Origin of the sequence: Rathayibacter oskolensis, from assembly GCF_900177245.1 — a bacterium.
GTDB lineage: Bacteria > Actinomycetota > Actinomycetes > Actinomycetales > Microbacteriaceae > Rathayibacter > Rathayibacter oskolensis.
The window spans coordinates 934,506-959,173 of the sequence record NZ_FXBM01000002.1 but is presented as its reverse complement, the minus strand read 5'-3'; the positions used below and the strand labels follow the sequence as shown (position 1 = coordinate 959,173).

The window sequence follows — 24,668 nt, the reverse complement described above, 5'->3', positions numbered from 1 at the left end:
CGTCAGTCGGCGTGCCGTCCCCGGCGCGTCGGCCGGGCGAGCGAGACGAGCGGCGCGGGAACCGTGAACAGCGGGTCGGCCGGGAGGCGACCGAGCAGCGCTCGGATCCCGAGCGACACCGCGACGATCGCCGCGGTCACGAGCGGCGGGTAGGCGAGCTCGACGACCGGATTCCGCAGCAGGGTGACGAGCCAGGCGGCATCGGGGTGCGCGACGAGCGACCACAGCCCGAGCAGCGGCACCTGCAGGAGGTAGATCGGCAGCGTCCGCCGCCCGATCGCGGAGCCGAGGCGAGCGGCCGGCTCCCACCGGCACAGGACCGCCGCGCAGACGACGGCGAGCGGGACGGCGCTCGTGCTCGCCACGAATCCGAAGACCTCGTCGGCGGGTCCGTCGACGAGGCGTCCGCCGAGGACCGCGAGGAGGAAGACGGCGAACGGCCCGAGCAGTGTCGCCGCTCCCGGGATCGAGAACCGGCGCAGCCGCTCCGCGCCCAGCACTCCCAGGGCGAAGAACACGAAGTTCTGCAGGAGCGCGTCGCCGAAGAGGATGACGCGGAGGTCCGCGGCGACGAACCAGGCCGCTGTCCCGAGTGCCAGGATGCCCCACCACGGTATGCGGAGCGCCCGGAGGGCGACCAGCACGACCGGGTAGAGAGCCAGGGCGAAGATGAACCACAGGGTCGTCGTCGGGAACACGAACTGCAGCAGGAACTGCGCGGGTGTGTCGATCGAGTGCGGGAAGTCCGGTCGCGCGAGCAGCGCGAAGACGACTCCGTAGATCACGACCCACACCACGTAGAGGTAGGCGTTCGACACCAGGCGGAGCCGGGCCGAGCCCGCCCGCCAGCCCAGCAGCAGCCCGCGCTGGGCGAGGAGCCCCGAGAGCGCGAAGAGGATCGGCATGCGGATGCGCCCCAGTGAGCTGCCGACCTGATCCCAGGCGGAGGCGACCGCGGAGGTTCCGTCGACGAGCGCGGCGTAGTTCCAGATCAGCACGTGGAAGAGCACGACCGCGAGGACGCCGAGTCCCCGCGTCGTGTCGGCCCAGGCCAACCTCTCGCGCGGCACCTCGGCCGTCCTGCTCATCCCCCCGACCACGCTGCCAGTATGCGGGCTGGTGCCGAGCCGTCCGAATCCGCCCGGGTGGAGGAGACCCTCTGTCAGCTCCCGCCGTCGAGCCGGCCGACCGCCGACACGCGGACGACCGCGGCACCCGCCTCATCCGACTCCGCCAGGTCGACGACCGCGGAGATGCCCCAGTCGTGGTCCCCCGCCGGGTCGTCGAGGATCTGACGGACGCGCCACTGCGTCGCCTCCTCGGTCACCAGGAGCATCGACGGGCCCCGGGCGTCGGAGCCGGTGCCGATGCTGTCGTGCTCGTCGTAGTAGTCGTCGAGCGCGGCGCCCCAAGCGTCGGCGTCGAAGCCGGCCGCGGCGTCGAGCTCGCCGAGCGCCTCGTGGTCGTCGAGCGCGGCGAGCGTCACCCGACGGAACATCTCGTTGCGCACCAGGACGCGGAAGGCGCGGTGGTTGGCGGTCAGGCGGCGGGGCGCCGGCGGGACGATCGACTGGTCGGCCGCGTGCAGCGACGGGTTGATCAGCTCCTCCCACTCGTCGACCAGTGACGAGTCGACCTGCCGCACGAGCTCGCCGAGCCACTCGATCAGATCGTGCAGCTCCTCGTTCTTGAGCTCGTCGGGGATCGTCTGCCGGGCTGCGCGGAACGCGTCGGAGAGATAGCGCAGGACGAGCCCCTCCGATCGGGAGAGCTTGTAGAACGCGGTGTACTCGCCGAACGACATCGCCCGCTCGTACATGTCGCGCACGACCGACTTCGGCGAGAGCTCGAAGTCGCGGACCCAGGGCTGGACCTCGGTGTAGGTGGCGAAGGTCGCCTCCAGCAGCTCCTCGAGCGGCTTGGGGTGGGTGACGCCCTCGAGCAGCTCCATCCGCTCCTCGTACTCGATGCCCTCGGCCTTCATCGCCGCGACCGCCTCGCCGCGGGCCTGGAACTGCTGGGCGCCGAGGATCGGCCGCGGATCGTCGAGCGTCGCCTCGAGGACCGAGATCACGTCGAGCGCGAAGGTCGGCGACTCCGGGTCGAGCACGTCGAAGACCGCGAGCGCGAACGGCGAGAGGGGCTGGTTGAGCGCGAAGTTGGGCTGCAGATCGACCGTGAGGCGGATGCGCACCACCCCGTCGTCGCCGACGGTCTGCTCGACCACTCCCGCCTCGCGCAGCGTGCGGTAGATGCCGAGCGCGCGGCGCGCGAGCGTGAGCTGCCTCCGCCACGGCTCGTGGTTGTCGAAGATCAGGGAGTGGACGTTGGCGTAGGCGTCGCCGCCGCGGGCGATCACGTTCAGGAGCATCGCCGAGGTGATCGTCATGTGCGAGGTGAGGGTCTCGGGCTCGGCGTCGACGAGCTTGCGGAAGCTCGGCTCGCCCCAGCTGATGAAGCCCTGCGGCGCCCGCTTCGCGACCCACTTGCGCCGCTTCTTGGGGTCGTCGCCCATCTTGTCGAGCGCCTTCCGGTTCTCGGACTCGTGCTCGGGCGCCTGCACGACGACCGTGCCCGCGGTGTCGTAGCCCGCACGACCCGCGCGCCCCGCGATCTGGTGGAACTCGCGGGCCGAGAGCTGCCGCATCCGCGTGCCGTCGTACTTGGTCAGCGCGGTGAGCAGCACCGTGCGGATGGGGACGTTGATGCCGACGCCCAGGGTGTCGGTCCCGCAGATGACGCGCAGCATGCCCTGCTGGGCGAGCTGCTCGACCAGGCGCCGGTACTTCGGCAGCATCCCGGCGTGGTGCACGCCGATGCCCAGCCGCAGCAGCCGCGAGAGGGTCTTGCCGAACGCGGTCGTGAAGCGGAAGCCGCCGATCACCTCGGCGATGCGGTCGCGGTGCTCGCGGCTGGCGATGTTCGCGCTCGTGAGGGCCTGCGCGCGCTCGAGCGCCGCGGCCTGCGAGAAGTGCACGACGTAGACGGGCGACTGACTGGTCGCCAGCAGCTCCTCGATGGAGTCGTGGATCGGCGCGATCTCGTAGAAGTAGTGCAGCGGCACAGGCCGCTCCACCCCGGTGACGCGCGCGGTCTCGCGACCCGTGCGCCTCGTGAGGTCGGCGGCGAGCGCCGTCACATCGCCGAGCGTCGCCGACATCAGCACGAACTGCACGTGCGGGAGGGTCAGCAGCGGCACCTGCCACGCCCAGCCGCGCGACGGGTCGGCGTAGAAGTGGAACTCGTCCATCACGACCTGATCGACGTCGGTGTCCTCGCCGTGCCGAAGCGCGAGATTGGCGAGGATCTCGGCGGTGCAGCAGATGATCGGCGCATCGGCGTTGACGGAGGAGTCGCCCGTCACCATCCCGACGTTGGACGCCCCGAACACGTCGACCAGAGCGAAGAACTTCTCGGACACGAGCGCCTTGATCGGAGCGGTGTAGTAGCTGCGCCTACCGCTCGCGAGGGCGGCCGCATGAGCCCCGATCGCGACCAGCGACTTGCCGGTGCCGGTCGGAGTGGACAGGATCAGGTTCGCACCCGAGGCGATCTCGATCATCGCCTCGTCCTGCGCCGGATACAGCGGCAGCCCGCGCTCCTCCGCCCACTCGACGAACGCCAGATACACCGCGTCGTCGTCGACGCGCCCGTCGGCGTCGGGCGTCGGCATGCGTTCGAGCAGCGTCGGGGTCATCCGTACAGTGTGCCTTGGAGGGGCGTCCCCGCCGCCCCTCCCGCTGTCGGCTCGTCGAGGTGGCCGAGTCCCGCAGAGCGTGTTGCGTTCGCTCCGTCGAATCGCTTGGCACGCGATTCGACGATGCGCTCCGAGTCGGAGGGGGTTCCCCGCCCCGCGCGCGACGTCGACTCGTCACGAATGGCTGCCTCGGGTCGGTCCGGGGAGCCGTTCGTGACGAGTCGATCGGCGAACGCACCGCGGGGCGCTCATCACGCGGAGTCGACTCGTCACGGGTGGTCGCCTGGGGTCAGGTGAGGGAGCCGATCGTGACGGATCGGGCGGCGAGGGCCCGGCGGAGCCGCTCGACGGAGCGCTCGGGGTGCGGGAGGAACTCGGCGGCGACGATGCGGACGGGGTGAACGCCGATGGCGAGGAAGTCGTCGTACCGCCCGACGTCGCGGGCGAACCGGCGGTTGCTCGTGCGGTGCCCGTCGCCCTCGTACTCCCAGGAGACCCTCTCCCCCGGATACCAGCCGTCCGGACGTCCGACGAACACTCCCGCGGGGGTGAACAGCGGCACCTGGAGGAGCGGCTCCGGCAGCCCAGCGCGGACCGACGCCAGCCTGAACCGCGTCTCCTGCGGGGACTCGGCACCGTCTCGGACCAGCACGACCGCCTCCTGAGCCCGAGCGGACCCGCGCCCCCGGAAGCCCGCGACCCGGGCGTGCAGGTCGGCGAGCGGCACCCAGGGGCGCGGGTCGGCCGGATCACCGCGCACTGGAGTGCGCACCAGCGCGTCGCCCACGGCGACGAGATCGTCGAGCTCGAGCAGGCCGGCCAGGTGGCAGAACAGCGACGCCCCGTCGGTCATCGGCAGACCGTGCCGGAGGATGCGCCGCACCCGAGGGTCCGTGATCGCGTGCCCCGCGACCCCCGGGCGCCGCGGAGCTCTGGCGGGTGCTCGCACACTGACGTGCAGCTCCTCGCCCGGGAGCTCCCGGGGAAGATCGAGCGGCCAGAGCCTCGCCGCCGTGAGGTGGCTGAGCACGGCGCCGGGCCCGAGGACCACGAGGAGCGCCTCGGCGCGGACCTCGAGGCCCAGGTCGAGAGCGGCGGTCCGGACTCCGTGGAACGGCGAACGGAGGTCGCTGCTGCGCAGCCTGCCACGTGCGACACCCTCGACCGACGCCTCCGCGACGGTGAACGGACGCCTGCTGAGCCCAGCGGGGAGGACGGACGGCTTCTGCATCCCGACACCGTGCCGCAGCGGGACCCTCGCGAACCGTTCTCCACAGCCCACGCAGCTCTCCACAGCGGCGCGGCTCCGGGCGATCCGTCGCGAACGGTCCTCCCGACTGTCCCTGGACGACCGTCCACGACGGATCGGACTCAGGCGAGGGCGCGCTCGAGGTACGGGCGGAGGGAGTCGGCGAGGTGCAGCTCGCCCGCGGCCTCGGCGTCGAGGAGGGTCTGCGCGTCGTCGGAGCGGCGCTCGACGAACCAGCGGCGCAGGGGCACGCTGCGCGACGGGCGCGACAGCAGCTCGATCGCGTCGCCGGCCTCGACGGAGCCGCGGTGCAGCACCCGCAGGTAGGCGCCGGTGCGCCCCTCCTCGGCGAACCGCTTCACCCACTGCGGCTCGCCGAGGTGCCGCTGGAAGGTGGCGCACGGAGTCCTGGGCATCGTCACCTCGACCTCGACGCGCGAGCCGATGCGCCAGCGCTCGCCGACGACGGCGTTCGAGAGGTCGAGTCCCTCGGTGCGCAGGTTCTCGCCGAAGAAACCCGGAGGCGTCGCCCGGCCCAGCCGCTCGCCCCACCACCGCGCATCCTCCGCCGAGTAGGCGTAGAGCGCCTTCGCCTCGCCGCCGTGGTGCGCGCGATCGGCCTGCACGTCGGCGTAGAGCCCGAGGTCGCGGACGACGACGGGCCCCTCGACCGCTCTCTTGTCGATGGCGGTCACGCCCACCGATCCCGGATCCGGGAGCAGGCGGTCGACGCGGCAGACGGCGAGGAGTCGGGGCATGCCCACATGGTGCCATCGCCGCGGGCCCGCGTGTGCGCGTAGGCTCCCCGCGTGCGCGCCGACCTCCCCGCTCCCCGACTCGATCCGCTCCGCCTCGACGACCTCGCGGAGGGGTACGCCGGCGACACCGGCGCCCGCGAGCACGCCGAGGGGCTGCGCTTCACCGGGGTCGATCTCTCGGGGAGCGACCTGACCGCGGCCTCCTTCGACGAGTGCGTGCTCGACGGCGTGGCACTCGACCGCACTCAGCTTCGCGCCGCCTCCTGGTCTCAGTCGCGGCTCGAGCGGCTCGACGTGCCCGGGCTCTCGGCACCCCGGAGCCGATGGCGCTCGACCGAGCTGCTCGCCTCACGCCTGGGCTCGGCCGAGCTCTACGAGAGCACCGTCGAGCAGGTGCGGATCGCCGACTGCAAGCTCGGCTACGTGAATCTGCGCGGGGCGTCGCTGCGCGACGTGCTGTTCGAGCGCTGCACCATCGACGAGCTCGACCTCGGCGGCGCGAGCGGAGCGCGGGTGGCCTTCGTCGACTGCGACCTCCGCTCGCTCGAGCTGCCGGGCGCCCGCATCGACGACCTCGACCTGCGCGGGGCCGAGCTGCACGTGCTGGGCGGGCTCGACGGGCTGCGGGCCGCGGCGCTCACCGAGCTGCAGCTGAGCCTGATGCTGCCGCTGTTCGCGCAGCACTTCGGCGTGCGGGTCGTGGGCTGACGCGCTAGCGACGGCCGACGAGCCGCGTCAGCGCCCGGCGGCCGAGCAGGAGCACCGCGAGCACGATCGCGGTGACGAGCACGAAGCTCCACTGCACGCCCTGACCGGAGGCGATGCGCAGCAGCATCCCGGCGACCACCGTCGTTCCCCAGACGACGAGCCCGGAGGAGACGATCCGGTCGGGAGCCCGCCATGACCGCGAGAGCAGCCAGCCGAGCACGAGGCCGACCAGGAACGGCCAGAGGGTCGTGAGCAGTCCGAGCAGCTCGGAGCCCTCGTCGTGGTTCCGGCGGCCGATCAGGACGAACACGAGCACGAGCACCGCGTCGATCGCGAAGCCGACCACCGCCCGGCGGCTCACGCGGGTTCCGTCACGAAGTCGATCAGCTGCTCCACCCTGCCCAGCAGCGCCGGCTCGAGGTCCTGGAAGGTGCGCACCTGCCCGAGGATCCGCTGCCAGGCGCGGGCGATGTCGGCCTGCTCGTCGTGCGGCCAGCCGAGCGCCTGGCAGATGCCGTGCTTCCACTCGATCGAGCGCGGGATCTCGGGCCAGCGCTCAAGGCCGACGCGGGCGGGCTTCACCGCCTGCCAGATGTCGACGTAGGGGTGGCCGACCACGAGGACGTGCGACCCGTGCGGGCCGGCGGCGACCGTGTCGGCGATCCGCGACTCCTTCGACCCGCGCACGAGGTGGTCGACGAGAACGCCGATGCGGCGGCCGGGACCGGGGCGGAACGCGCGCACGAGCTCGTCGAGGTTGTCGACTCCCTCGATGTACTCGACGACGACGCCCTCGACGCGCAGATCGTGGCCCCAGACCTTCTCGACCAGCTCGGCGTCGTGGCGGCCCTCGACGTAGATGCGGCTGGGCAGGGCGACGCGGGCCCTCGCGTCGGCCACGTGGAACGAGCCGGAGGCGGAGCGGGCGCGACCGAGGTTCGCGTCGCGCTTGAGGCCCGGCGCCTTGAGCGACACCGGCTTGCCGTCGATGAGGAACCCCGGGCCGAGCGGGAACACGCGGACCTTGCCGAAGCGGTCCTCGAGCTTCACCATCCGCAGCTCCACGCCGACGACGGCGCCGACGAATCCGGAGGCGACCTCCTCGACGACGAGATCGCGCTCGGCCGCGACGACCGCCACCTCGACCCTGTTCTTCGCCCGCCAGTCGCCGGCGAGCACGTCCTGCCCGTACCTGTCGTCATCCACCTGGCCGAGGGTAGCCGGAGGCGCGCCACGGCCCGCGGGGACACGCGTCGGCCGGCCGCGCTGCCGGCGCAGGGCGGGACCTTCGCCCGGAGGATGACGCGGGAATACGGTGCACACAGCCGCGTTGAGTAGGCTGAACGAGAAAGTACGTGCTCCGGGGTCGGTGAGAGTCCGAACCGGCGGTGACAGTCCGCGAGCGGCCGTCCACTTCGGTGGAGGGCTGTTGATCCGGTGGAATTCCGGGACCGACGGTGAAAGTCCGGATGGGAGGCAGCACGAGCGTCGCGCGCGAGCGCGGCGCTGATCGACGGTGCCCGCGCATCGTCGACCGCACCCCGGAGTTCGGCGACGAACGGAAGACCGGGAATGACGATCGACTTCGAGAACGCGATGCGCACCGCGCTCGCCCTCGCCGAGCGCGGACCCGCCCGCGGAGTCAATCCGCGCGTGGGCTGCGTGATCCTCGCGCCCGACGGCACCGTGCTGGCCCAGGGCTGGCACCGCGGAGCCGGCACCGCCCACGCGGAGGTCGACGCGCTGTCCTCGCTCGCCCCGGGCGCCGCCTCCGGAGCCACCGCGGTCGTCTCACTCGAACCCTGCAACCACACCGGGCGCACCGGTCCGTGCAGCCGCGCGCTGGTCGACGCGGGGATCTCCCGCGTCGTCTTCGCGGTCGTCGACCCCGGCGGCCGCTCCTCCGGGGGCGCCGACACGCTGCGCGCGGCGGGCGTCGAGGTCGTCGAGGGCGTCCTCGAAGAGGAGGCGGAGGAGTTCCTCCACGACTGGCTGACCGCCGTCCGCCGACGCCGCCCCTACGTGACGCTCAAGTGGGCGTCGACCCTCGACGGGCGCACCGCCGCCGCCGACGGCAGCAGCCGCTGGATCACGGGCACCGCCGCCCGCCTGCGGGTCCACGAGCAGCGGGCCGCGGCCGACGCGATCCTCGTCGGCACCGGCACCGTGCTCGCCGACGACCCGAGTCTCACCGCCCGCGGCGACGGAGGCGGACTGCTCGCCGACCAGCCGGTGCCCGTGGTCGTCGGCACGCGCGCCGTGCCCGACGGCGCGCGGGTCCTCGAGCACCCGCGCACCGCCATCCTCGAGCGCACCCACGACCTCGGCGAGGTCCTCGACCGGCTCTACGACGCCGACGTGCGCCGCGTCTACGTCGAGGGCGGTCCGACGCTCGCCTCGGCCTTCGTCGCCGAGGGGCTGGTCGACGAGTACCTCGTCTACCTCGCCCCCGCGCTCGTCGGGGGCCCCCGCCTGGCGCTCGGCGACATCGGCGTCGAGAGCATCGGAGGCGCGCACCGCCTCCGCGTCCGCTCCGTCGAGATCCTCGGCGACGACATCCTCGTCACCGCACGACCGGGCTCCCCGGCCCACGACCCGCACGTCCTGCAGAGGGAGACCGACTGATGTTCACCGGAATCATCGAGGAGATCGGCGTCGTCACGGCGATCGAGAACGGCGCCGACGCGATCCGGCTCACGGTGCGCAGTCCGCTGGCCGTGCAGGGGGCGCGCCACGGCGACTCCATCGCGGTGTCGGGCGTGTGCCTCACCGTCGTCGACCAGTCGGCCGACGGCTTCACCGCCGATGTGATGGCGCAGACCCTCCGGATGTCGACGCTCGACGGCGTCGCGGTGGGCGACCCGGTCAACCTTGAGCGCGCCGCGCTGGTCGGCGACCGCCTGGGCGGTCACATCGTGCAGGGCCACATCGACGGCACCGCGACCCTGCTGTCGATCACGCCGGGCGACGCGTGGCGCGTGCTGCGCTTCTCCCTGCCCCCCGAGGCCGCACCCCTCGTCACCGACAAGGGCTCGATCGCGGTCGACGGGGTCTCGCTGACCGTCTCGGCGATCAGCCCCGCCGCGGAGCCGGAGCAGTGGTTCGAGGTCTCGCTGATCCCCGAGACCCTCGCGGCCACGACCCTCGGCGCCCGTGCCGTCGGCGAGCGGGTCAACATCGAGACCGACATCCTGGCGCGACACGTCGAGCGGATGCTCGCCCTGGGCGCCGTCACCCTTCCCGGAGGTGGGAAATGACTCTCTCCAGCATCCCCGAGGCCGTCGACGCGCTGCGCGCCGGCCGGCCGGTCATCGTCGCCGACGACGAGGGCCGCGAGAACGAGGGCGACGTGATCGTCTCGGCGCAGCTCGCGAGCCAGGAGACGATCGCCTGGATGGTGCGCAACTCCTCCGGCTTCATCTGCGCCCCGATGACGAACGAGATCGCCGACCGCCTCGAGCTGCCGCTGATGGTCGTCGACAACGAGGATCCGCGCGGCACCGCCTACACGCTCTCGGTCGATGCCGCCGACCGCCTCTCGACCGGCATCAGCGCCTCCGACCGGGCGCACACGCTGCGGGTGCTCGCCGACCCGGAGGCGACGCCCTCGCGGCTGCACCGCCCCGGCCACATCCTCCCGCTGCGTGCGGTCGAGGGCGGCGTCCGCGAGCGCGACGGGCATACCGAGGCGGCCGTCGATCTGATGAAGCTCGCGGGCCTGTACCCGGTCGGCGCCATCTCCGAGATCGTGGCCGAGGACGGCGAGATGATGCGCCTCCCGGGCCTGATCGCCCTCGGCGAGCGCGAGGGCGTCCCCGTGACCACGGTCGCCGCGCTGATCGCCTACCTGCAGGAGTTCCACGGCGACACCGAGCTGCCGGCGGCCGTCCCCGTCCCCGAGACCGCCCGGGTCAGCTTCGAGGTCGAGACGACCGTGCCGACCACGCACGGCCCGTTCCGCGTGCGCGCCTACCGCGACCGGCAGACCGGGGCCGACCACGTCGCGATCGTCGCGGGTCAGGTGAGCGGTGGGCGGCCGCCCCTCGTCCGCGTGCACTCCGAGTGCCTCACCGGCGAGGCGTTCGGCTCGCTCCGCTGCGAGTGCGGCCCCCAGCTGGATGCGGCGCTCGACACGATCCAGCGCGACGGCGGAGTCGTCGTCTACCTCCGCGGGCACGAGGGCCGCGGCATCGGGCTGATCAACAAGCTCCGCGCCTACCGGCTGCAGGACGACGGTCTCGACACGCTCGATGCCAACCTCGCCCTCGGTCTGCCCGCCGACTCCCGCGACTACGGGGCGGCCGTCGGGATCCTCGAGGATCTCGGCGTCTCGGACGTGCGCCTGCTCACCAACAACCCCGAGAAGGTGCGCCAGCTCACCGACCGCGGCATCACCGTCTCCGAGCGCGTGCCGCTCGTCGTCGGCGTCGGCGCGTTCAACGAGGGCTACCTCGAGACCAAGCGCGACCGGATGGGCCACGACCTCGACGGGCTCGACGCGATCATCCACCTCGACGCCGGGATCGCCGGCGCCACCACGAAGGAGTAGGAATCATGGCCGGTAGCGGCGCACCCACCACTGCACACACGCTCGACGGCTCGGGACTCCGCGTCGTCGTCATCGCGGGCACCTGGCACGAGCAGATCAGCGACGGGCTGATCGCGGGCGCGAGCCGCGCTCTCGACGAGACCGGCGCCTCCTGGACGCTCGTGCGCGTGCCGGGCTCGTTCGAGCTCCCGGTCGCGTCGAAAGCGGCACTGGAGGCGGGCGCCGACGCCGTGGTCGCCCTCGGCGTGATCATCCGCGGCGGCACCCCGCACTTCGAGTACGTGTCGGATGCGGCGACCTCGGGCCTCACGAACGTCACGATCCAGACGGGCAAGCCCGTCGGCTTCGGCGTGCTGACCCTCGACACCGAGCAGCAGGGCATCGACAGGGCGGGTCTGCCCGGCTCGAAGGAGGACAAGGGTCGCGAGGCGGCGGAGGCGGCGGTCGCGACCGCGATCCTCCTCCGCGAGCTGCGGGGCTGACGAGCGCGGGGGGTCGGTATCTCGGACGGCCCCCCTTCGTAGGGCCGTCGACCGCGCAAGCTGGGAGAACACGGAGTAAAGTGGTCGGGTCGTCACGAGCGGCTCTACTCTTCCTCCCCTCGCCCTCGCGGCTCGCGGCGCCCGATCGACGCCCCGCCCGCGGAGCTCCGGGATCCCCTGCCTAACGGAGCACCCTGCCTTCCATGTCCTCTGCACCCGCCACCGCCGACGCTCCCTCCGCTCCGCAGAACTCACGCGGCCGCGTGATCCTCGCGAGCCTCATCGGCACCTCGATCGAGTTCTACGACTTCTACGCCTACGCGACGGCCGCCGTCCTGGTCTTCCCGACCCTCTTCTTCGTGAACGAGGATCCCGCCGTCGCCCTCCTCGCCTCCTTCGCAGTCTTCGGGGTCGCGTTCATCGCGCGCCCGATCGGGTCGATCATCTTCGGCCACTTCGGCGACCGCGTCGGCCGCAAGGGCACCCTCGTCGCCTCGCTGCTCACGATGGGCGTCGCGACCTTCCTGATCGGCTGCCTGCCGACGGCGCTCACCCCCGGCTGGGAGTTCCTCGCGCCGTTCCTGCTCGTGGTCATGCGCTTCTGCCAGGGCCTCGGCCTCGGCGGCGAGTGGTCCGGAGCCGCGCTGCTCGCGACCGAGAACGCCCCGGCGAACAAGCGCGCCATCTACGGCACCTTCCCCCAGCTCGGCGCGCCCATCGGCTTCATCGTCGCCAACGTGCTCTTCCTCGTGCTCGCCAGCACGATGAGCGACGAGACCTTCGCCGCCTGGGGCTGGCGCGTGCCGTTCCTCGCGAGCGCCGTGCTCGTGATCATCGGCCTCTACGTGCGCTTCAAGCTCGTCGAGACCCCCGCGTTCCAGAAGGTCGTCGACAGCGGCGAGGTCGCCAAGCTGCCGCTCGCGCGCGTGTTCGTGACCAGCTGGCGCCCGCTCATCCTGGGCACCTTCATCATGCTGGCGACCTACGTGCTCTTCTACCTGATGACCACGTTCACGCTCACCTACGGCACCACTCCGGCCGACGGCCCCACCCCGGGGCTCGGCTACACCCGGAACGACTTCCTGATCATGCTGATCGTCGGCGTCGTGTTCTTCGGGGTCTTCACGCTGGTCTCGGGTCCGCTCGCCGAGAGGTACGGCCGCCGGAAGACGCTGCTCGTCGTCACCACCGCGATCATCGTCTTCGGCCTCCTGTTCGTGCCGCTGTTCGGCGGAGGCTTCGTCGGCGTCATGGCCGTCCTCATCCTCGGCTTCACGCTGATGGGACTGACCTTCGGGCCGATGGGCGCGGTGCTCCCCGAGCTGTTCCCGACCAACGTCCGCTACACCGGCTCGGCGATGGCCTACAACCTGGCGTCGATCCTCGGAGCGGCGCTCGCGCCGATCATCGCGGTCGCGCTGTGGCAGTCGGCCGGCGGAAGCCCCGTGCTGGTGGGTCTCTACCTCAGTGGCGCCGGCGTGCTGACGCTGATCGCGCTGCTGCTCTCGAAGGAGACGAAGCACCTGTCGTACCACGACAACGTGTCGTAGGAGCTCGCTCCTCGGCCCCGGCCCGTCGGTGATCCCGGCGGGCCGGCGGCGTCTCGGGGGGCGGGCGATTGAGGGGCGGTGCGATCTGCAGGAGGCGGTGCGATCTGCAGGTGTTCGCACGATCCGCAGGTCACCGCACGATCTGCACGAGCCCACCCCCGATCCGCCCGTTCTGCCGCACGACGCCGACGAGAACGGGCGCATCTCCTGCGAACCGCACCGTCACCCTCCTCAGACCGTCAACTTCAGTTGACACCCGCGCCGCGCACCCCTACCGTGATGTCAACACGAATTGACAGCAGCCCCCGCCCACGGACGGCCGGCTCGCAGCAACGGGGAGGCAGAATGGACGACGGCACGATCGCGACACTGGCGGGCGACGCCGGAGCCGACGACCCGATCACGGCGCTGCGGGCGATCCACCGCCTCCGCGCCGAGCTCGACCGCACCGAGGCGCTCGCCGTCCGCCGGGCGCGGAACGCGAACGCCTCGTGGCAGCTGATCGCCCTGTGCCTCGGCGTCAGCCGGCAGGCGGTCCACAAGAAGTACGGCAGGGCATGAGCGAGGACGGACGAGCGATGAGCACCACCACCCCCAGTCGCGGCGGGAGGCGGCCCGGCCGCACGAAGGACGACGGCCCCCGCGCCTCCTTCTCGCAGCTCGTCCCCTACCTGCTCGAGCACCGCGGCATCCTCTCGGTGGTCGTCGTCCTCAGTCTGTTCGGCGCCGCCGCGAGTCTCGCTCAGCCCCTCGTCGTCGGCCAGGTCATCACCCGGGTCCAGGACGGCCTCGACCTCGGACCGCTCGTCTGGGCGCTCGTCGCCCTCGTCGTCGCCTCGGGCCTCATCTCGGGATTCGCGCACTACCTCCTCCAGCGCACCGGAGAGGGCATCGTCCTCTCGAGCCGCCGCCGCATCGTCGCGCGCCTGCTGCGCCTGCCGATCCGGGAGTTCGACGCCCGGCGCACCGGCGACCTCGTCTCGCGGGTCGGCTCCGACTCGACGCTCCTGCGCGCCGTTCTCACCCAGGGTCTCGTCGACTCGATCGCCGGTTCGCTGATCTTCGTGGGCGCCATCATCGCGATGGCGGTCATCGACTGGGTGCTCCTGGTCATCATCGTCGTGGTCGTCGCCGTCGCGCTCGGCCTCGCCCTCACGCTCGGGCGCGGCATCCGCACGGCGAGCCGCCAGGCGCAGGAGAAGGTCGGCGATCTCGCCGCCGCCGTCGAGCGCGCCATCAGCGCCGTCCGCACCATCCGCGCCGCCGGGGCGACGGAGCGCGAGATCGCCGTCGTCGACGAGCACGCCACGGAGGCGTACCGCCTCGGCCTCCGCGTCGCCCACGTCTCGGCCCTCGTCGTCCCCGTCGCCGGCATCGCCATGCAGGTCGCGTTCCTCGCCGTCCTGGGAGTCGGCGGCTACCGCGTCGCCTCCGGATCGATCGACATCTCGCAGCTGGTCACGTTCATCCTGTTCCTCTTCATGATGGTGATGCCGCTGGGCAACTTCATCGGTGCGATCACCTCGGTGAACTCGGCGCTCGGCGCTCTCGGCCGGATCCAGGAGATCATCGACCTGCCGATCGAGGGCGACGGCGACCGCTCGGCGGGCGGCCTCGGCGCGGGGGTCGCCGACGACGCGATCTCGTTCGAGGATGTGGTCTTCTCGTACGACCCGAGGGCGGAAGGATCGAGCGACGGGGAGGACCCCGCCGACGGCGAGCGCGACCGCACCGTGCTGCGCGGGGTGTCCTTCACCGTCCCGCGTGGCAAGCGCACCGCCCTGGTCGGCCCCTCCGGCGCCGGCAAGAGCACGATCCTCGCGCTCATCGAGCGCTTCTACGACCCCGAGGCCGGAGTCGTCCGGCTCGGCGGCGTCGACATCACCGCGATCGACCGCGACGCTCTGCGGGCGCAGATCGGATACGTCGAGCAGGACGCGCCCGTGCTCGCCGGCACGATCCGCGAGAACCTCGTGCTCGGCCGACCCGACGCCGACGACGCCGACTGCCTCCGCGTGCTCGAGGCCGTGAACCTCACCGAGGTCCTCGAGCGCAATCCGCTCGGGCTCGACGCCCCCGTCGGCGAGAGCGGCGTGATGCTCTCGGGAGGCGAGCGCCAGCGCCTGGCGATCGGCCGTGCGCTGCTCGCCGCCCCGCCCATCCTGCTCCTGGACGAGTCGACCTCGAGCCTCGACGGCCTCAACGAGCAGCGCCTCCGCCTGGCGATCGACGCCGTCGCCGAGAACCGCACCCTCCTCGTGATCGCCCACCGGCTGTCGACGGTGGTCGACTCCGACCGCATCGTCGTTCTGCAGAAGGGCGAAGTCGTCGGAGTCGGCACCCACTCGGAGCTGGTCGAGTCGACCCCGCTCTACCGCGATCTCGCGAAGCACCAGCTGCTGGTCTGAGGCGCCCGCTCAGCGGGGAGGGAGCCGCAGTGCGCCGTCGAGGCGCACGACCTCGCCGTTGAGCATCGGGTTCTCGACGACGTGGCGCACCAGCGCCGCGAACTCAGCGGGACGCCCCAGCCGGGCCGGATGCGGCGTCGCCGAGCCGAGCGCCTCACGCGCCCGCTCCGGGAGCCCGGCCAGCAGCGGGGTGTCGAACGTGCCCGGTGCGATCGAGACGACGCGGATGAGCGACGCGGCGAGCTCGCGCGCCAGCGGCAGCGTCAGCGCGGCGACCGCCCCCTTCGACGCGGCGTAGGCGGCCTGCCCGATCTGCCCCTCGAAGGCCGCGACGGAGGACGTCGTGACGAGCACGCCTCGCTCGCCGTCGACGGGCTCGCGCTCGGCGACGGCTGCGGCCGCGAGGCGCAGGACGTTGAGCGTGCCGACGGTGTTGATGCGCAGCACCCGCTCGAACTCGTCGAGCGGGAGGGGCCCGTCGCGGCCGAGCAGCCGGCCGGGTGTCGCGACACCGGCGCAGACCACGGCGATACGCAGCTCGCCCGACACCTCGACCGCGCGAGCGACGGCGTCGGAGTCGAGCACGTCTCCGGCCACGGCTCGCACCGAGGCGGGGAGCGTCGCCCGCTCGATCGCCGCCGGCAGATCGAGCACCGTGACCCGAGCGCCGGCGTCGACGAGCGCCTCGACCGTGGCTGCGCCGAGGCCGGAGGCGCCCCCGGCCACCAGCGCGGACGCCCCCCTGATCAGCACGGTCAGGGAGTGGGGGTCGCGGTCGGGGTGCTCCTGCCGAGCGCCTCGGCCGAGCAGTTCGTGAGGGTCTCGTCGTAGGTGTCGATCAGCTGCTGAGCGGCCATGCGCTCGTCCGCCGTCGCCGCGTCGTCCGCGGCCCGGGGCCGCTCGCTCAGCCCGTAGCGCGCGAGGCACAGGGTGATGAGTCGGGTGATCTCGTCGCTGTCACCGTCCGTCTCCGTAGCGGGCGGGGACGTCGCCGCGGTCGGCTCGCCGGATCCCGAGCGGAGGATCGCGTCGTCGGGCACCTCGGCGGAGGGTGCGGCGCAGGCCGCCAGCGCCAGCGCGAGGACGAGGACGACGGGCGGGAGCATCGCCCGGATCGGGAGGCGCCGAGGTCGATCGGGCATGGCGGACCTCGCATCGAAGACGGTGCCGGACAGGATTGGCAGCGAGCGTATCGCAGGCCGTGACGCCCGACGCGTCCCGGCGCGCTTCGGGGGACCCCGCGTCAGGAGGGGGCGGCGAGCGCCCACATGGCGACGGCGGCGGCCGCCGCGACGTTCAGGGAGTCGATGCCGTGCCGCATCGGGATCTTCACCGCCGCGTCGGCCACGGCGAGCGCCTCGGGCGTCAGTCCGTCTCCCTCCGTCCCGAGGACGAGGGCGACCCGCTCGGGAGCCGTGACCGCGAAGTCGCGCAGCGGGACCGCCTCCGGAGTCAGGGCCATCGCGGCGATGCTGAAGCCCGCGTCGTGCAGCAGGCGCGCCGTGCTCTCCCACTCGCCCACCCGGGTCCACGGGACCTGCAGCACGGTGCCCATGCTGACGCGGATGGCGCGCCGGTAGAACGGGTCGGAGCACCGCGGCGTGACCAGGACGGCGTCGGCGCCGATCGCGCCGACCGAGCGGAAGATCGCTCCGACGTTCGTGGGATCGACGACGTCCTCGAGCACGATGACGCGCCGCGCCCCCGCCAGGAGCTCTGCCGGATCCGGCAGAGCCGGCCGCTCCATCGCCGCGATCAGGCCGCGGTGCAGGGTGTAGCCGGTCAGCTCCGCCAGCAGGTCGGCGGGGCCGGTGAAGACCGGGACGTCGACGTCGCCGACCAGCTCAGCGGCCTCGGCCACCGAGCCGCCGAGCGCCAGGACGGAGCGCGGGGTGTGCCCGGCCGCGAGCGCGCGCCGGAGGACGAGCGCCGACTCGGCGATGTAGATCCCGTGCGGGCCGCGGCCGTTCTTGAGTGCGACGTCGGTCGCGTGGGCGTAGTCGCGCAGCCGCGGGTCCGCGAGCGACCCGACCTCGATCAGCCGCACCGGCTCAGGCGAAGGGGTCGGGCGTGAGCGTGTACTTGGTGCTCAGGTACTCGTGGATGCCCTCGGGCCCGCCCTCGCGACCGAGACCCGACTGCTTCACGCCTCCGAACGGTGCGGCGGCGTTCGAGACGACCCCCACGTTCAGGCCCATCATCCCGGTCGCCAGGCGCTCGATCATCCGCTGACCCCGGGCGAGATCGCGGGTGAAGACGTACGAGACGAGGCCGAACTCGGTGTCGTTCGCGAGGGCGACGGCCTCGTCCTCGTCACGGAACGGCACGATCGCCAGCACCGGGCCGAAGATCTCGGTCCGGAGGATCTCGCTGCCGCCGGTGACGCCCGAGAGCACGGTCGGCTCGTAGAAGTGCCCGTCGCCCTCGATGCCGTGACCTCCCACGCGGACGGCGGCGCCCCGCTCGACCGCGTCCTCGACGAGCGCCGCGGCCTTGGCCACCGCCCGGTCGTCGATGAGGGGGCCGATCGACACCCCCTCCTCGGTGCCGCGGCCCACGCGCAGGGCGCGGACGCGCTCGGTGACGCGCGCCGCGAACTCCTCGGCGATCGACTCGTGCACGAAGAAGCGGTTCGCCGCCGTGCAGGCCTGTCCGATGTTGCGGAACTTCGCCAGCATGGCGCCGTCGACCGCCCTGTCGAGGTCCGCGTCCTCGAAGACCACGAAGGGGGCGTTGCCGCCCAGCTCCATCGACGTGCGCAGAACGTTCCCCGCCGCCTGCTGCAGCAGCGTCCGGCCGACCGGGGTCGATCCCGTGAACGAGACCTTGCGCAGGCGCGGATCGGCGAGGATCGGCTCCGACAGCGGCCCGGCGGCCGACGTCGTCACGACGTTGACGACTCCGTCGGGCACGCCCGCCTCGGCGAGCAGCGCCGCGAGGGCGAGGGTCGTGAGCGGAGTCAGCTCGGCGGGCTTCACCACGACGGTGCATCCGGCCGCGAGCGCGGGCGCGATCTTGCGGGTCGCCATGGCGAGCGGGAAGTTCCACGGGGTGATCAGGTAGCACGGACCCACAGGGTGCTGCGAGACGATCATCCGCCCCGTGCCCTCCGGGTTGACCCCGTACCGGCCCGAGATGCGCACCGCCTCCTCGCTGAACCAGCGGAGGAACTCGCCCCCGTAGGCCACTTCGCCGAGCGCCTCCGAGACGGGCTTGCCCATCTCGAGGGTCATCAGGAGGGCGAACTCGTGCCTGCGCTCCTGCAGCAGGTCGAACGCGCGCCGGAGGATCTCCCCGCGCGTCCGGGGCGGCGTCGCGGCCCACCCCTCCCCCGCGGCGACCGCGGCGTCGAGCGCCCGGAGGCCGTCCTCCGGCGTCGCGTCGGCGATCGTGCGCAGCACCGCACCGGTCGAGGGGTCCTCGACGTCGATCGTGCCGCCGCCCGAGGCGTCGACCCACGCGCCTCCGATGAACAGCTGCGCCGGGACGCGGGAGAGCAGGGCGGCCTCGGAGGCCTCGACGGAACCGGTCACGGGATCGCTCTTTCTCTGCGGATCACCACGCACAGGACGTGCACGGCGGGGGATTCCGCCGTTCAGTCTACGGCGACGCTCTCGCGGTCAGGCCGAGGGCTCGACGGCCACGCCGGCCTCGGCGAGCTCGCGCAGAGCGGCGGCGCTCGCCTCCGTCGAGACACCCGCGACCAGGTCCTCGAGCACGTGCACCTCGATGCCGATCCGTCGCGCGTCGAGCGCCGACGCGCGCACGCAGTAGTCCGTCGCGAGGCCGACGACGTCGAGCCGGGTCACTCCGAGACGGCGCAGCAGCTCGGGCACGGGCTCACCCTCGGTCGTCGTGCCCTCGAACGCGGAGTAGGACGGTCGCCCCTGGCCCTTGCGGATGTGCACGTCGACCAGACCGGGATCGAGGCTCGGGTGGTACTCGGCACCGGGGCTGCCCGCGACGCAGTGCACCGGCCAGGTGTCGACGAAGTCCGGAGTCTCGGCGAAGTGCCCGCCGTTGTCGGAGCCGTCGCCGTCGTGCCAGTCGCGCGACGCGAGCACGGTGTCGTAGCGGTCGCCGTGCGCGAGCAGGTGCGCGCTCACTCCCGACGCGACGCGGGAGCCGCCCGCGACGGCGAGGGCCCCCTCCTCGGTGAAGTCGTTCTGCACGTCGACGATCAGGAGTGCGGTGGTCATCGGAGTCCTCTCGGGTCGGGGTCTGCGGGCGACGGCCGGAGCCGTCGGGGTCTGCGGGCGACGGCCGGAGCCGTCACGAGTCGGAGAGCGAGGCGCCGCACCGGTAGAAGCCCGTGACGAGCGTGTCGATCGCCGCCTTCGCGGAGTCGGTGACGTCTCCGAGCGCGTAGACGGCGAAGGTCAGCGACGTCCCGTCCTGCGCGTTCACGACTCCGGCCAGGGTGTAGCCGGTGTCGATCCACCCGGTCTTGGCGAGCACGGCCCCGTCGGCCACGGCGTTGTCGCCGGCGAAGCGGTCGGCGTAGGCGAGCGACCCGGTGCGTCCCGAGACGGGGAGCCCGTCGAGGACGATGCCGAGCTCGCCCTCCCGGGCCTGGATCTTGCGCAGCAGGGCGGTGAAGTAGGCGGGCGCGACCGCGTTGTCGTCGCTCAGCCCCGAGCCGTCGGCGATCGCGATACCCGCGGTGTCGACTCCGTAGCCCGCGAGACCCTGCAGCACGCCCGCCTGCTCCGCAGCGAAGGTGCTGCCCGAGCCCGTGCGGATCGCGACGAGGCGCGCGAGCATCTCGGCGATCGCGTTGTCCGAGACGAGCAGCATCTGCTGGACGAGGGTGCGCACCGGCGCCGACTCGACCGTCCCGAGCACGGCGGCGCCCGCCGGAGCCGTGCCGGTCGAGACGGTCGGCGATCCCGAGAGCTCCGTCGCGAAGGCGTCGCCCGCGCGGCCGACGGGGTCGGTGCCGCGGGTCGACGTGGAGGAGGTCGGGTCGGCGCGGTCGCCGTCGACCTGCAGGGCGGTGATCTCGGGCATGTAGCCGTCGGTCTGCTCCTTGCGGTTCCAGCTCGGCTGCCAGGTGTCGCCGGAGTAGAGCGAGGCGTCGAGGACGACGGACGTGATCGGCGTCCCCGCGGTCTCGGGGCTCGCCGCCCAGGCCCGCTCGACCTGCGCCGCGAGGTCGTCGAGGTGGGCGGCGCCGTCGTAGAACGACTCCTGCCCGCTCGGGAGCCGGCTGAGCGTGAGGTCTCCCCCGCCGACCAGCACGATGCTCCCCGGGTCGGTGCCCCGGACGACCGTGGTCGCGATCCGGGTGTCCGGTCCGAGGACGGCGAGGGCCGAGGCTGCGGTGAGGATCTTGAGCGCCGAGGCGGTCCGCGACGCCGTCGAGCCGCCGCGGTCGAAGAGCACATCGCCGGTGGCGGCGTCGACCACCCGGGCCTGCATCGACCCGAGCCTCGGGTCGGCCGCGGCGGCCGCGACGGAGCAGGTGCGCAGCGCGCGGGTGGTGTCGGCGCCGGTCGGGCGGGGGGTCGGCGTGGGCGTGCTCTCGACGGGCGGCGGCGCCGTCGCGACCGCTGCGGCCGGCGATGCGGTCGGCGCCGAGCCCGCCCCGATGGCGGCGCCCGCACCGAAGGCGCCGGCACCGAGCAGGGAGGCGGCGAGGACGCCCGCGACCACCAGCGGCCACGGCCGGCGGCGGGGAGGCGTGTCGGTCATCCGTACCAGGGTAACCGCGTCGATCCGCGCAGTCCTGAGGACCGGGAGGAGGGGGAAACGGAGCCGCCTGTGGGAATCGAACCCACGACCTTCTCATTACGAGTGAGACGCTCTGCCGACTGAGCTAAGGCGGCGTGCACGCGGGGCTTCCCCCGGACACGATTACACAGCATAGCCTGCCCGTGCCCGGCCGCGTGCACGGGCAGGAGAGCCCACCACCCGGCTCAGGCGAGGGCGGAGCGGAGCTCGTCGAAGGAGCGGGCGACGCGGCCGGGGAGCGCCTCGCGGCCGTCGAGGTCGACCCAGCCCGCCCAGGCGTGCCGCATGGCGGCGAGACCCAGGAGGGTCAGCATCCTCGCCCTGCTGCTCACCCGCTCGGGGTCCGGCTCGTCGCGACCGAGCCGCTCGGCGACGAGCCCCTCGACGGCGAGCTCGAACTCCCGCATCCCCGCGATCTTGAGTCCGACGAGCTGCGGGTGGTCGCGGAACAGGGCGCGACGGAGCAGATGCAGCTCGCGGTCCTCCTCGAGCGGCTCCTCCATCGCGGCGACGAAGACGTCCTGCAGCTCGTCGAGGACGGGGCCGGCCCCGGCGAGGAACGCGGCCGCGGTCTCGTCGGTGATGACGGGGAGGCCGCCGACGAGGGCGTCCTCCTTCGAGGCGAAGTAGTTGAAGAAGGTGCGGGTCGACACGTCGGCGAGTCGAGAGACGTCCTCGATCGTCACGCGGTCGGGCCCGCGCTCGCTGGCGAGCCGGAGGACGGCGATCTCGATCGCGCGCCGGGTCGCGAGGCGCTTGCGCTCCCGCAGTCCCGGCTGCTCGCGCGACACTCCCTCGACGTTCGGCTGCGCGGCGCGGCGCCCCTGCTCGGTCAGCATTGCGGATCCTCCTCAGGAACGACTCCCTCGAGCAGGAACGCGTCCACCGCGTCGTTCACGCACGAGTTCGACTTGTTGTAGGCGGTGTGGCCCTCGCCGGTGTAGGTGACGAGGTGCCCCTCGGCGAGCTGGCCCGCGAGAGCCTCTGCCCACACGTACGGCGTGGCCGGGTCGTTGGTGGTGCCGACCACGAGGATCGGGGCCGAGCCCTCCGCCGCGATGGGTTCCCGGGAGCCCTCGAAGGCGGCCGGCCACTCGCTGCAGAGGATGTCGCCGTAGGCCATGTAGCGCCCGATGGTGGGGGCCGCCTCCTCGAGCTCGGCCGCGTCGGCCCGCATCGCCGCGACGTCGCCGTCGTAGGCGTAGTCGACGCAGTTGATCGCGAGGAACGCCTCCGTCGCGTTGTCGGAGTAGCGTCCGTCGGCGTCGCGGCCGTTGTAGGCGTCGGCGTACTGGAACGCGATCTCGGCTCCGCCCCGCCGGACGTCGGTGAGCATCTCGCTGAGCGCGCTCCAGCCGGAGGCGTCGTAGAGCGGGTAGACGATCGCGGTGAAGAGGGTGCTCGACCCGAGCTCGCGGCCGTCGGCGGCGCGGATCGGCGAGGCGTCGACCTCGTCGAGCAGCTCGCGCACCTGCGTCATCCCGTTCTCGACGGAGCCGGTGAAGGGGCAGTCGGAGGAGCCGAGGCAGTCCTCGAGGTAGGCCCGCAGGGCGCTCTCGAACCCCTCGGCCTGCTCGCGGACGACGTCGAGCGAGGACGCGGCCGGGTCGATCGCGCCGTCGAGGACGAGCCGCCCCACCCGCTCGGGGAAGAGCCCGGCGTAGGTCGCGCCGAGGAAGGTGCCGTAGGAGTAGCCGAGGTAGTGGAGGGTCTCGTCGCCGAGGGCCGCTCGGAGCACGTCGAGGTCGCGCGCCGCGTTCGTCGTGCCGACCTCGCCCAGCAGAGCGCCGCTGCGCTCCTGGCAGGCGGCGGCGAAGGCGGCCGAGCTCGTGCGCTGGGCGTCGATCCACTCGTCTCCGCCGCGCTCGCCCGGGGTGATGTCGTAGAGGTAGGAGTCGAGGTCGGCGTCGTCGAGGCACGAGACTGCCGTCGACTCCCCGACGCCGCGGGGGTCGAAGCCGACCACGTCGTACTCGGCGGCGAGCTCGTCGTCGACGGCGTAGTCGGCGCTGTCGCGGATGAAGGCGACTCCGGAGCTGCCGGGGCCGCCGGGGTTCACGAGCAGCGAGCCGAGCGCCGATCCGCTCGTGGCGGGGCGCCGCAGGAGGGCGATCGACGCCGTCTCACCGGCCGGGTCGCTCCAGTCGAGCGGGACCGACGCGTCGGTGCACTGGGCGCCGTCGCCGCAGTCGTCCCAGACCAGCACCTGCCCGTAGTAGCGCTCGAGGTCGGCGTCGACCGCCTGCGGCGCGGGGGTGGAGGTCCTCTCGGCCGACGCGCCGCCCGGCGCGAAGCACGAGGTGAGCAGGGCGGAGGCGGCGAGCACCGCTGCGACGGCGAGCGAACGCCGGGCGCGGGTCACGCGGCCACCGCTCGGCGGGCGGCGACGACGAGCATCGCCTCGAGTGCGAGCACCGGCGAGACGTTCGCATCGATGCGCTCGCGCGCCGTCGAGACGGCGTCGAGCACCGCCAGGGTCCGCTCGGGCGCCGTCGCCTCGGCCAGCGCCGTCATCTCGGCGCGCACCTCCTCGTTGATGACCCCGCCCGGGGCGCCGAGCTGGAGGCGGACCACGTCGCGATAGAGCGAGAGGAGGTCGACGAGGATGCGGTCGAGGCCGTCGCGGAGGCTCCGGGTCGCGCGCCGCTTCTGGTCCTCCTCGAGGGCGCGCAGCTGCGATCTCAGCTGGGCCGGGACCGTCCCGCCCGGCTCGACGCCGAGGGAGCGCAGGGCCTGCTGGCGCTCGATCTCGTCACGCTCGAGCGTGATCGCCCGCGCGTCCTCGGTGGCGACCTCGACGAGTCGGGCCGCGCCGAGGACGGCGTCGGACACCCCGCGCAGCCGGAGGGCGATCCGGAGGGTCTCCTCGCGGCGTTCGCGCGCGTTCTCGTCGGTCGCGAGCCGGTGCGCCATGCCGATGTGGCTCTGGGCCTGGCGCGCGGCGCGCTCCGCGGTCACGGCGTCGACTCCGTCCCGGCGCTCGAGAAGTCCCGCGACGTCGTCGACGCTCGGCACCCGGAGGCGGACCGAGCGGACGCGGGAGCGGATGGTCGGCAGCAGATCGGCCTCGCTCGGTGCGCAGAGGATCCACACGGTGCGCTCCGGCGGCTCCTCGAGAGCCTTGAGCAGCACGTTCGAGGTGCGCTCGCTCATGCGGTCGGCGTCCTCGATGACCATCACGCGGTAGCGCGAGACCGAGGGCGAGTACTGCGAGCTCGCGACGAGCCGGCGCACCTCGTCGATCGAGATGATGACCCGCTCGGTCGAGAGGACGGCGAGGTCGGGGTGCGAGCGGGCGGCGACCTGCAGGCAGTCGGGGCACTCGCCGCAGCCGCCGCGGCGGCAGAGCAGGGCGGAGGCGAACGCGTAGGCGAGGTTGGAGCGCCCCGATCCGGGAGGCCCGGTGATCAGCCAGGAGTGGGTCATCGCCGTCGACTCGCGGCCGCGGTCGTCGCGCGGGGTCGAGGCGTCCTGCAGGGCGCCGATGGCGTGCTCCTGCCCCACGAGCTGGCTCCAGACGGTCACGAGTCCACG

At 72.8% G+C, this 24,668-nt stretch carries 23 protein-coding genes, 1 tRNA gene and 1 riboswitch; of the genes, 8 read left to right on the top strand and 16 right to left on the bottom strand.

The window, feature by feature from the left end; translation table 11 throughout:
- Positions 1 to 2: 2 nt before the first annotated feature.
- The 4 genes from B9Y99_RS13525 to B9Y99_RS13510 form a co-directional block, all read right to left on the bottom strand.
- Positions 3 to 1,088: an acyltransferase family protein gene (locus tag B9Y99_RS13525; protein WP_085477075.1), complete on the bottom strand. Its 1,086-nt coding sequence runs from the start codon at positions 1,086 to 1,088 to the stop codon at positions 3 to 5.
- 74 nt (positions 1,089 to 1,162) lie between these two features.
- Positions 1,163 to 3,697: a DEAD/DEAH box helicase gene (locus B9Y99_RS13520; RefSeq protein ID WP_085477074.1), complete on the bottom strand. Its 2,535-nt coding sequence runs from the start codon at positions 3,695 to 3,697 to the stop codon at positions 1,163 to 1,165.
- Positions 3,698 to 3,986: 289 nt separating this feature from the next.
- Positions 3,987 to 4,928, bottom strand: a complete 942-nt coding sequence (locus B9Y99_RS13515; protein WP_129588033.1) for a hypothetical protein — start codon at positions 4,926 to 4,928, stop codon at positions 3,987 to 3,989.
- Between the two features lie 140 nt (positions 4,929 to 5,068).
- Positions 5,069 to 5,704: an MOSC domain-containing protein gene (locus B9Y99_RS13510; RefSeq protein WP_085477417.1), complete on the bottom strand. Its 636-nt coding sequence runs from the start codon at positions 5,702 to 5,704 to the stop codon at positions 5,069 to 5,071.
- Positions 5,705 to 5,755: 51 nt separating this feature from the next.
- Between B9Y99_RS13510 and B9Y99_RS13505 the strand changes: the two genes are divergently transcribed.
- Positions 5,756 to 6,412 (top strand): pentapeptide repeat-containing protein, encoded by a 657-nt coding sequence (locus B9Y99_RS13505; protein ID WP_085477073.1) that lies wholly within the window; start codon positions 5,756 to 5,758, stop codon positions 6,410 to 6,412.
- Between the two features lie 4 nt (positions 6,413 to 6,416).
- Here the strand turns inward: B9Y99_RS13505 and B9Y99_RS13500 are convergent, their stop codons facing one another.
- Positions 6,417 to 6,773 (bottom strand): DUF3054 domain-containing protein, encoded by a 357-nt coding sequence (locus tag B9Y99_RS13500; protein ID WP_085477072.1) that lies wholly within the window; start codon positions 6,771 to 6,773, stop codon positions 6,417 to 6,419.
- Entirely contained in the window at positions 6,770 to 7,618 is an 849-nt protein-coding gene (locus tag B9Y99_RS13495; RefSeq protein WP_085477071.1) for a DUF3097 domain-containing protein, read from the bottom strand. The genes B9Y99_RS13500 and B9Y99_RS13495 overlap by 4 nt, the downstream gene beginning before the upstream one ends.
- A 146-nt stretch (positions 7,619 to 7,764) precedes the next feature.
- A riboswitch (FMN riboswitch) is annotated at positions 7,765 to 7,898 on the top strand.
- Between the two features lie 86 nt (positions 7,899 to 7,984).
- On the opposite strand from B9Y99_RS13495, the gene ribD reads away from it, so the two are divergent.
- The 7 genes from ribD (at position 7,985) to B9Y99_RS13460 (ending at position 15,401) form a co-directional block, all read left to right on the top strand.
- The gene (gene ribD / locus B9Y99_RS13490; RefSeq protein ID WP_244274910.1) at positions 7,985 to 9,037 is read left to right on the top strand and encodes a bifunctional diaminohydroxyphosphoribosylaminopyrimidine deaminase/5-amino-6-(5-phosphoribosylamino)uracil reductase RibD; all 1,053 of its coding nucleotides are present in this window, start codon (positions 7,985 to 7,987) and stop codon (positions 9,035 to 9,037) included.
- Positions 9,037 to 9,669 carry a riboflavin synthase gene (locus tag B9Y99_RS13485; RefSeq protein WP_085477070.1) on the top strand — a complete coding sequence of 211 codons (633 nt, stop codon included), beginning with the start codon at positions 9,037 to 9,039 and terminating at the stop codon, positions 9,667 to 9,669. Before ribD ends, B9Y99_RS13485 begins: the two co-directional genes overlap by 1 nt.
- Positions 9,666 to 10,961, top strand: a complete 1,296-nt coding sequence (gene ribA, locus B9Y99_RS13480) for a GTP cyclohydrolase II (RefSeq protein ID WP_085477069.1) — start codon at positions 9,666 to 9,668, stop codon at positions 10,959 to 10,961. The genes B9Y99_RS13485 and ribA overlap by 4 nt, the downstream gene beginning before the upstream one ends.
- Positions 10,962 to 10,966: 5 nt before the next feature.
- Positions 10,967 to 11,443 carry a 6,7-dimethyl-8-ribityllumazine synthase gene (gene ribH / locus B9Y99_RS13475; RefSeq protein WP_085477068.1) on the top strand — a complete coding sequence of 159 codons (477 nt, stop codon included), beginning with the start codon at positions 10,967 to 10,969 and terminating at the stop codon, positions 11,441 to 11,443.
- A gap of 203 nt (positions 11,444 to 11,646) precedes the next feature.
- Positions 11,647 to 12,993, top strand: coding sequence for an MFS transporter (locus B9Y99_RS13470; RefSeq protein ID WP_085477067.1), 1,347 nt, complete (start codon positions 11,647 to 11,649; stop codon positions 12,991 to 12,993).
- Positions 12,994 to 13,338: 345 nt separating this feature from the next.
- Positions 13,339 to 13,554: a hypothetical protein gene (locus B9Y99_RS13465; RefSeq protein WP_085477066.1), complete on the top strand. Its 216-nt coding sequence runs from the start codon at positions 13,339 to 13,341 to the stop codon at positions 13,552 to 13,554.
- Between the two features lie 17 nt (positions 13,555 to 13,571).
- A complete protein-coding gene (locus tag B9Y99_RS13460) occupies positions 13,572 to 15,401 on the top strand; it encodes an ABC transporter ATP-binding protein (protein ID WP_085477065.1) in 1,830 nt (609 codons plus the stop codon).
- Positions 15,402 to 15,410: 9 nt separating this feature from the next.
- On the opposite strand, the gene B9Y99_RS13455 is transcribed toward B9Y99_RS13460, so the two are convergent.
- From B9Y99_RS13455 to B9Y99_RS13410, 10 genes are all read right to left on the bottom strand, one after another.
- Entirely contained in the window at positions 15,411 to 16,154 is a 744-nt protein-coding gene (locus B9Y99_RS13455) for an SDR family NAD(P)-dependent oxidoreductase (protein WP_085477064.1), read from the bottom strand.
- Between the two features lie 2 nt (positions 16,155 to 16,156).
- On the bottom strand, positions 16,157 to 16,543 hold the full coding sequence (locus B9Y99_RS13450) for a hypothetical protein (protein WP_085477063.1): 387 nt from the start codon (positions 16,541 to 16,543) through the stop codon (positions 16,157 to 16,159).
- A 101-nt stretch (positions 16,544 to 16,644) separates the two neighbouring features.
- On the bottom strand, positions 16,645 to 17,448 hold the full coding sequence (locus B9Y99_RS13445) for a TrmH family RNA methyltransferase (RefSeq protein ID WP_085477062.1): 804 nt from the start codon (positions 17,446 to 17,448) through the stop codon (positions 16,645 to 16,647).
- 4 nt (positions 17,449 to 17,452) lie between these two features.
- A complete protein-coding gene (locus B9Y99_RS13440) occupies positions 17,453 to 18,934 on the bottom strand; it encodes an NAD-dependent succinate-semialdehyde dehydrogenase (RefSeq protein ID WP_085477061.1) in 1,482 nt (493 codons plus the stop codon).
- 87 nt (positions 18,935 to 19,021) lie between these two features.
- Positions 19,022 to 19,600: an isochorismatase family protein gene (locus B9Y99_RS13435; RefSeq protein WP_085477060.1), complete on the bottom strand. Its 579-nt coding sequence runs from the start codon at positions 19,598 to 19,600 to the stop codon at positions 19,022 to 19,024.
- A gap of 73 nt (positions 19,601 to 19,673) precedes the next feature.
- Positions 19,674 to 21,095: a D-alanyl-D-alanine carboxypeptidase/D-alanyl-D-alanine endopeptidase gene (gene dacB, locus B9Y99_RS13430; protein ID WP_085477059.1), complete on the bottom strand. Its 1,422-nt coding sequence runs from the start codon at positions 21,093 to 21,095 to the stop codon at positions 19,674 to 19,676.
- Between the two features lie 61 nt (positions 21,096 to 21,156).
- Positions 21,157 to 21,229, bottom strand: a tRNA-Thr gene (locus B9Y99_RS13425).
- 90 nt (positions 21,230 to 21,319) lie between these two features.
- A complete protein-coding gene (locus tag B9Y99_RS13420) occupies positions 21,320 to 21,973 on the bottom strand; it encodes a TetR/AcrR family transcriptional regulator (RefSeq protein ID WP_085477058.1) in 654 nt (217 codons plus the stop codon).
- Entirely contained in the window at positions 21,967 to 23,496 is a 1,530-nt protein-coding gene (locus B9Y99_RS13415; RefSeq protein WP_085477057.1) for an alpha/beta hydrolase, read from the bottom strand. The genes B9Y99_RS13420 and B9Y99_RS13415 overlap by 7 nt, the downstream gene beginning before the upstream one ends.
- Entirely contained in the window at positions 23,493 to 24,659 is a 1,167-nt protein-coding gene (locus B9Y99_RS13410; RefSeq protein ID WP_085477056.1) for a DNA polymerase III subunit delta', read from the bottom strand. Before B9Y99_RS13410 ends, B9Y99_RS13415 begins: the two co-directional genes overlap by 4 nt.
- Positions 24,660 to 24,668 lie beyond the last annotated feature (9 nt).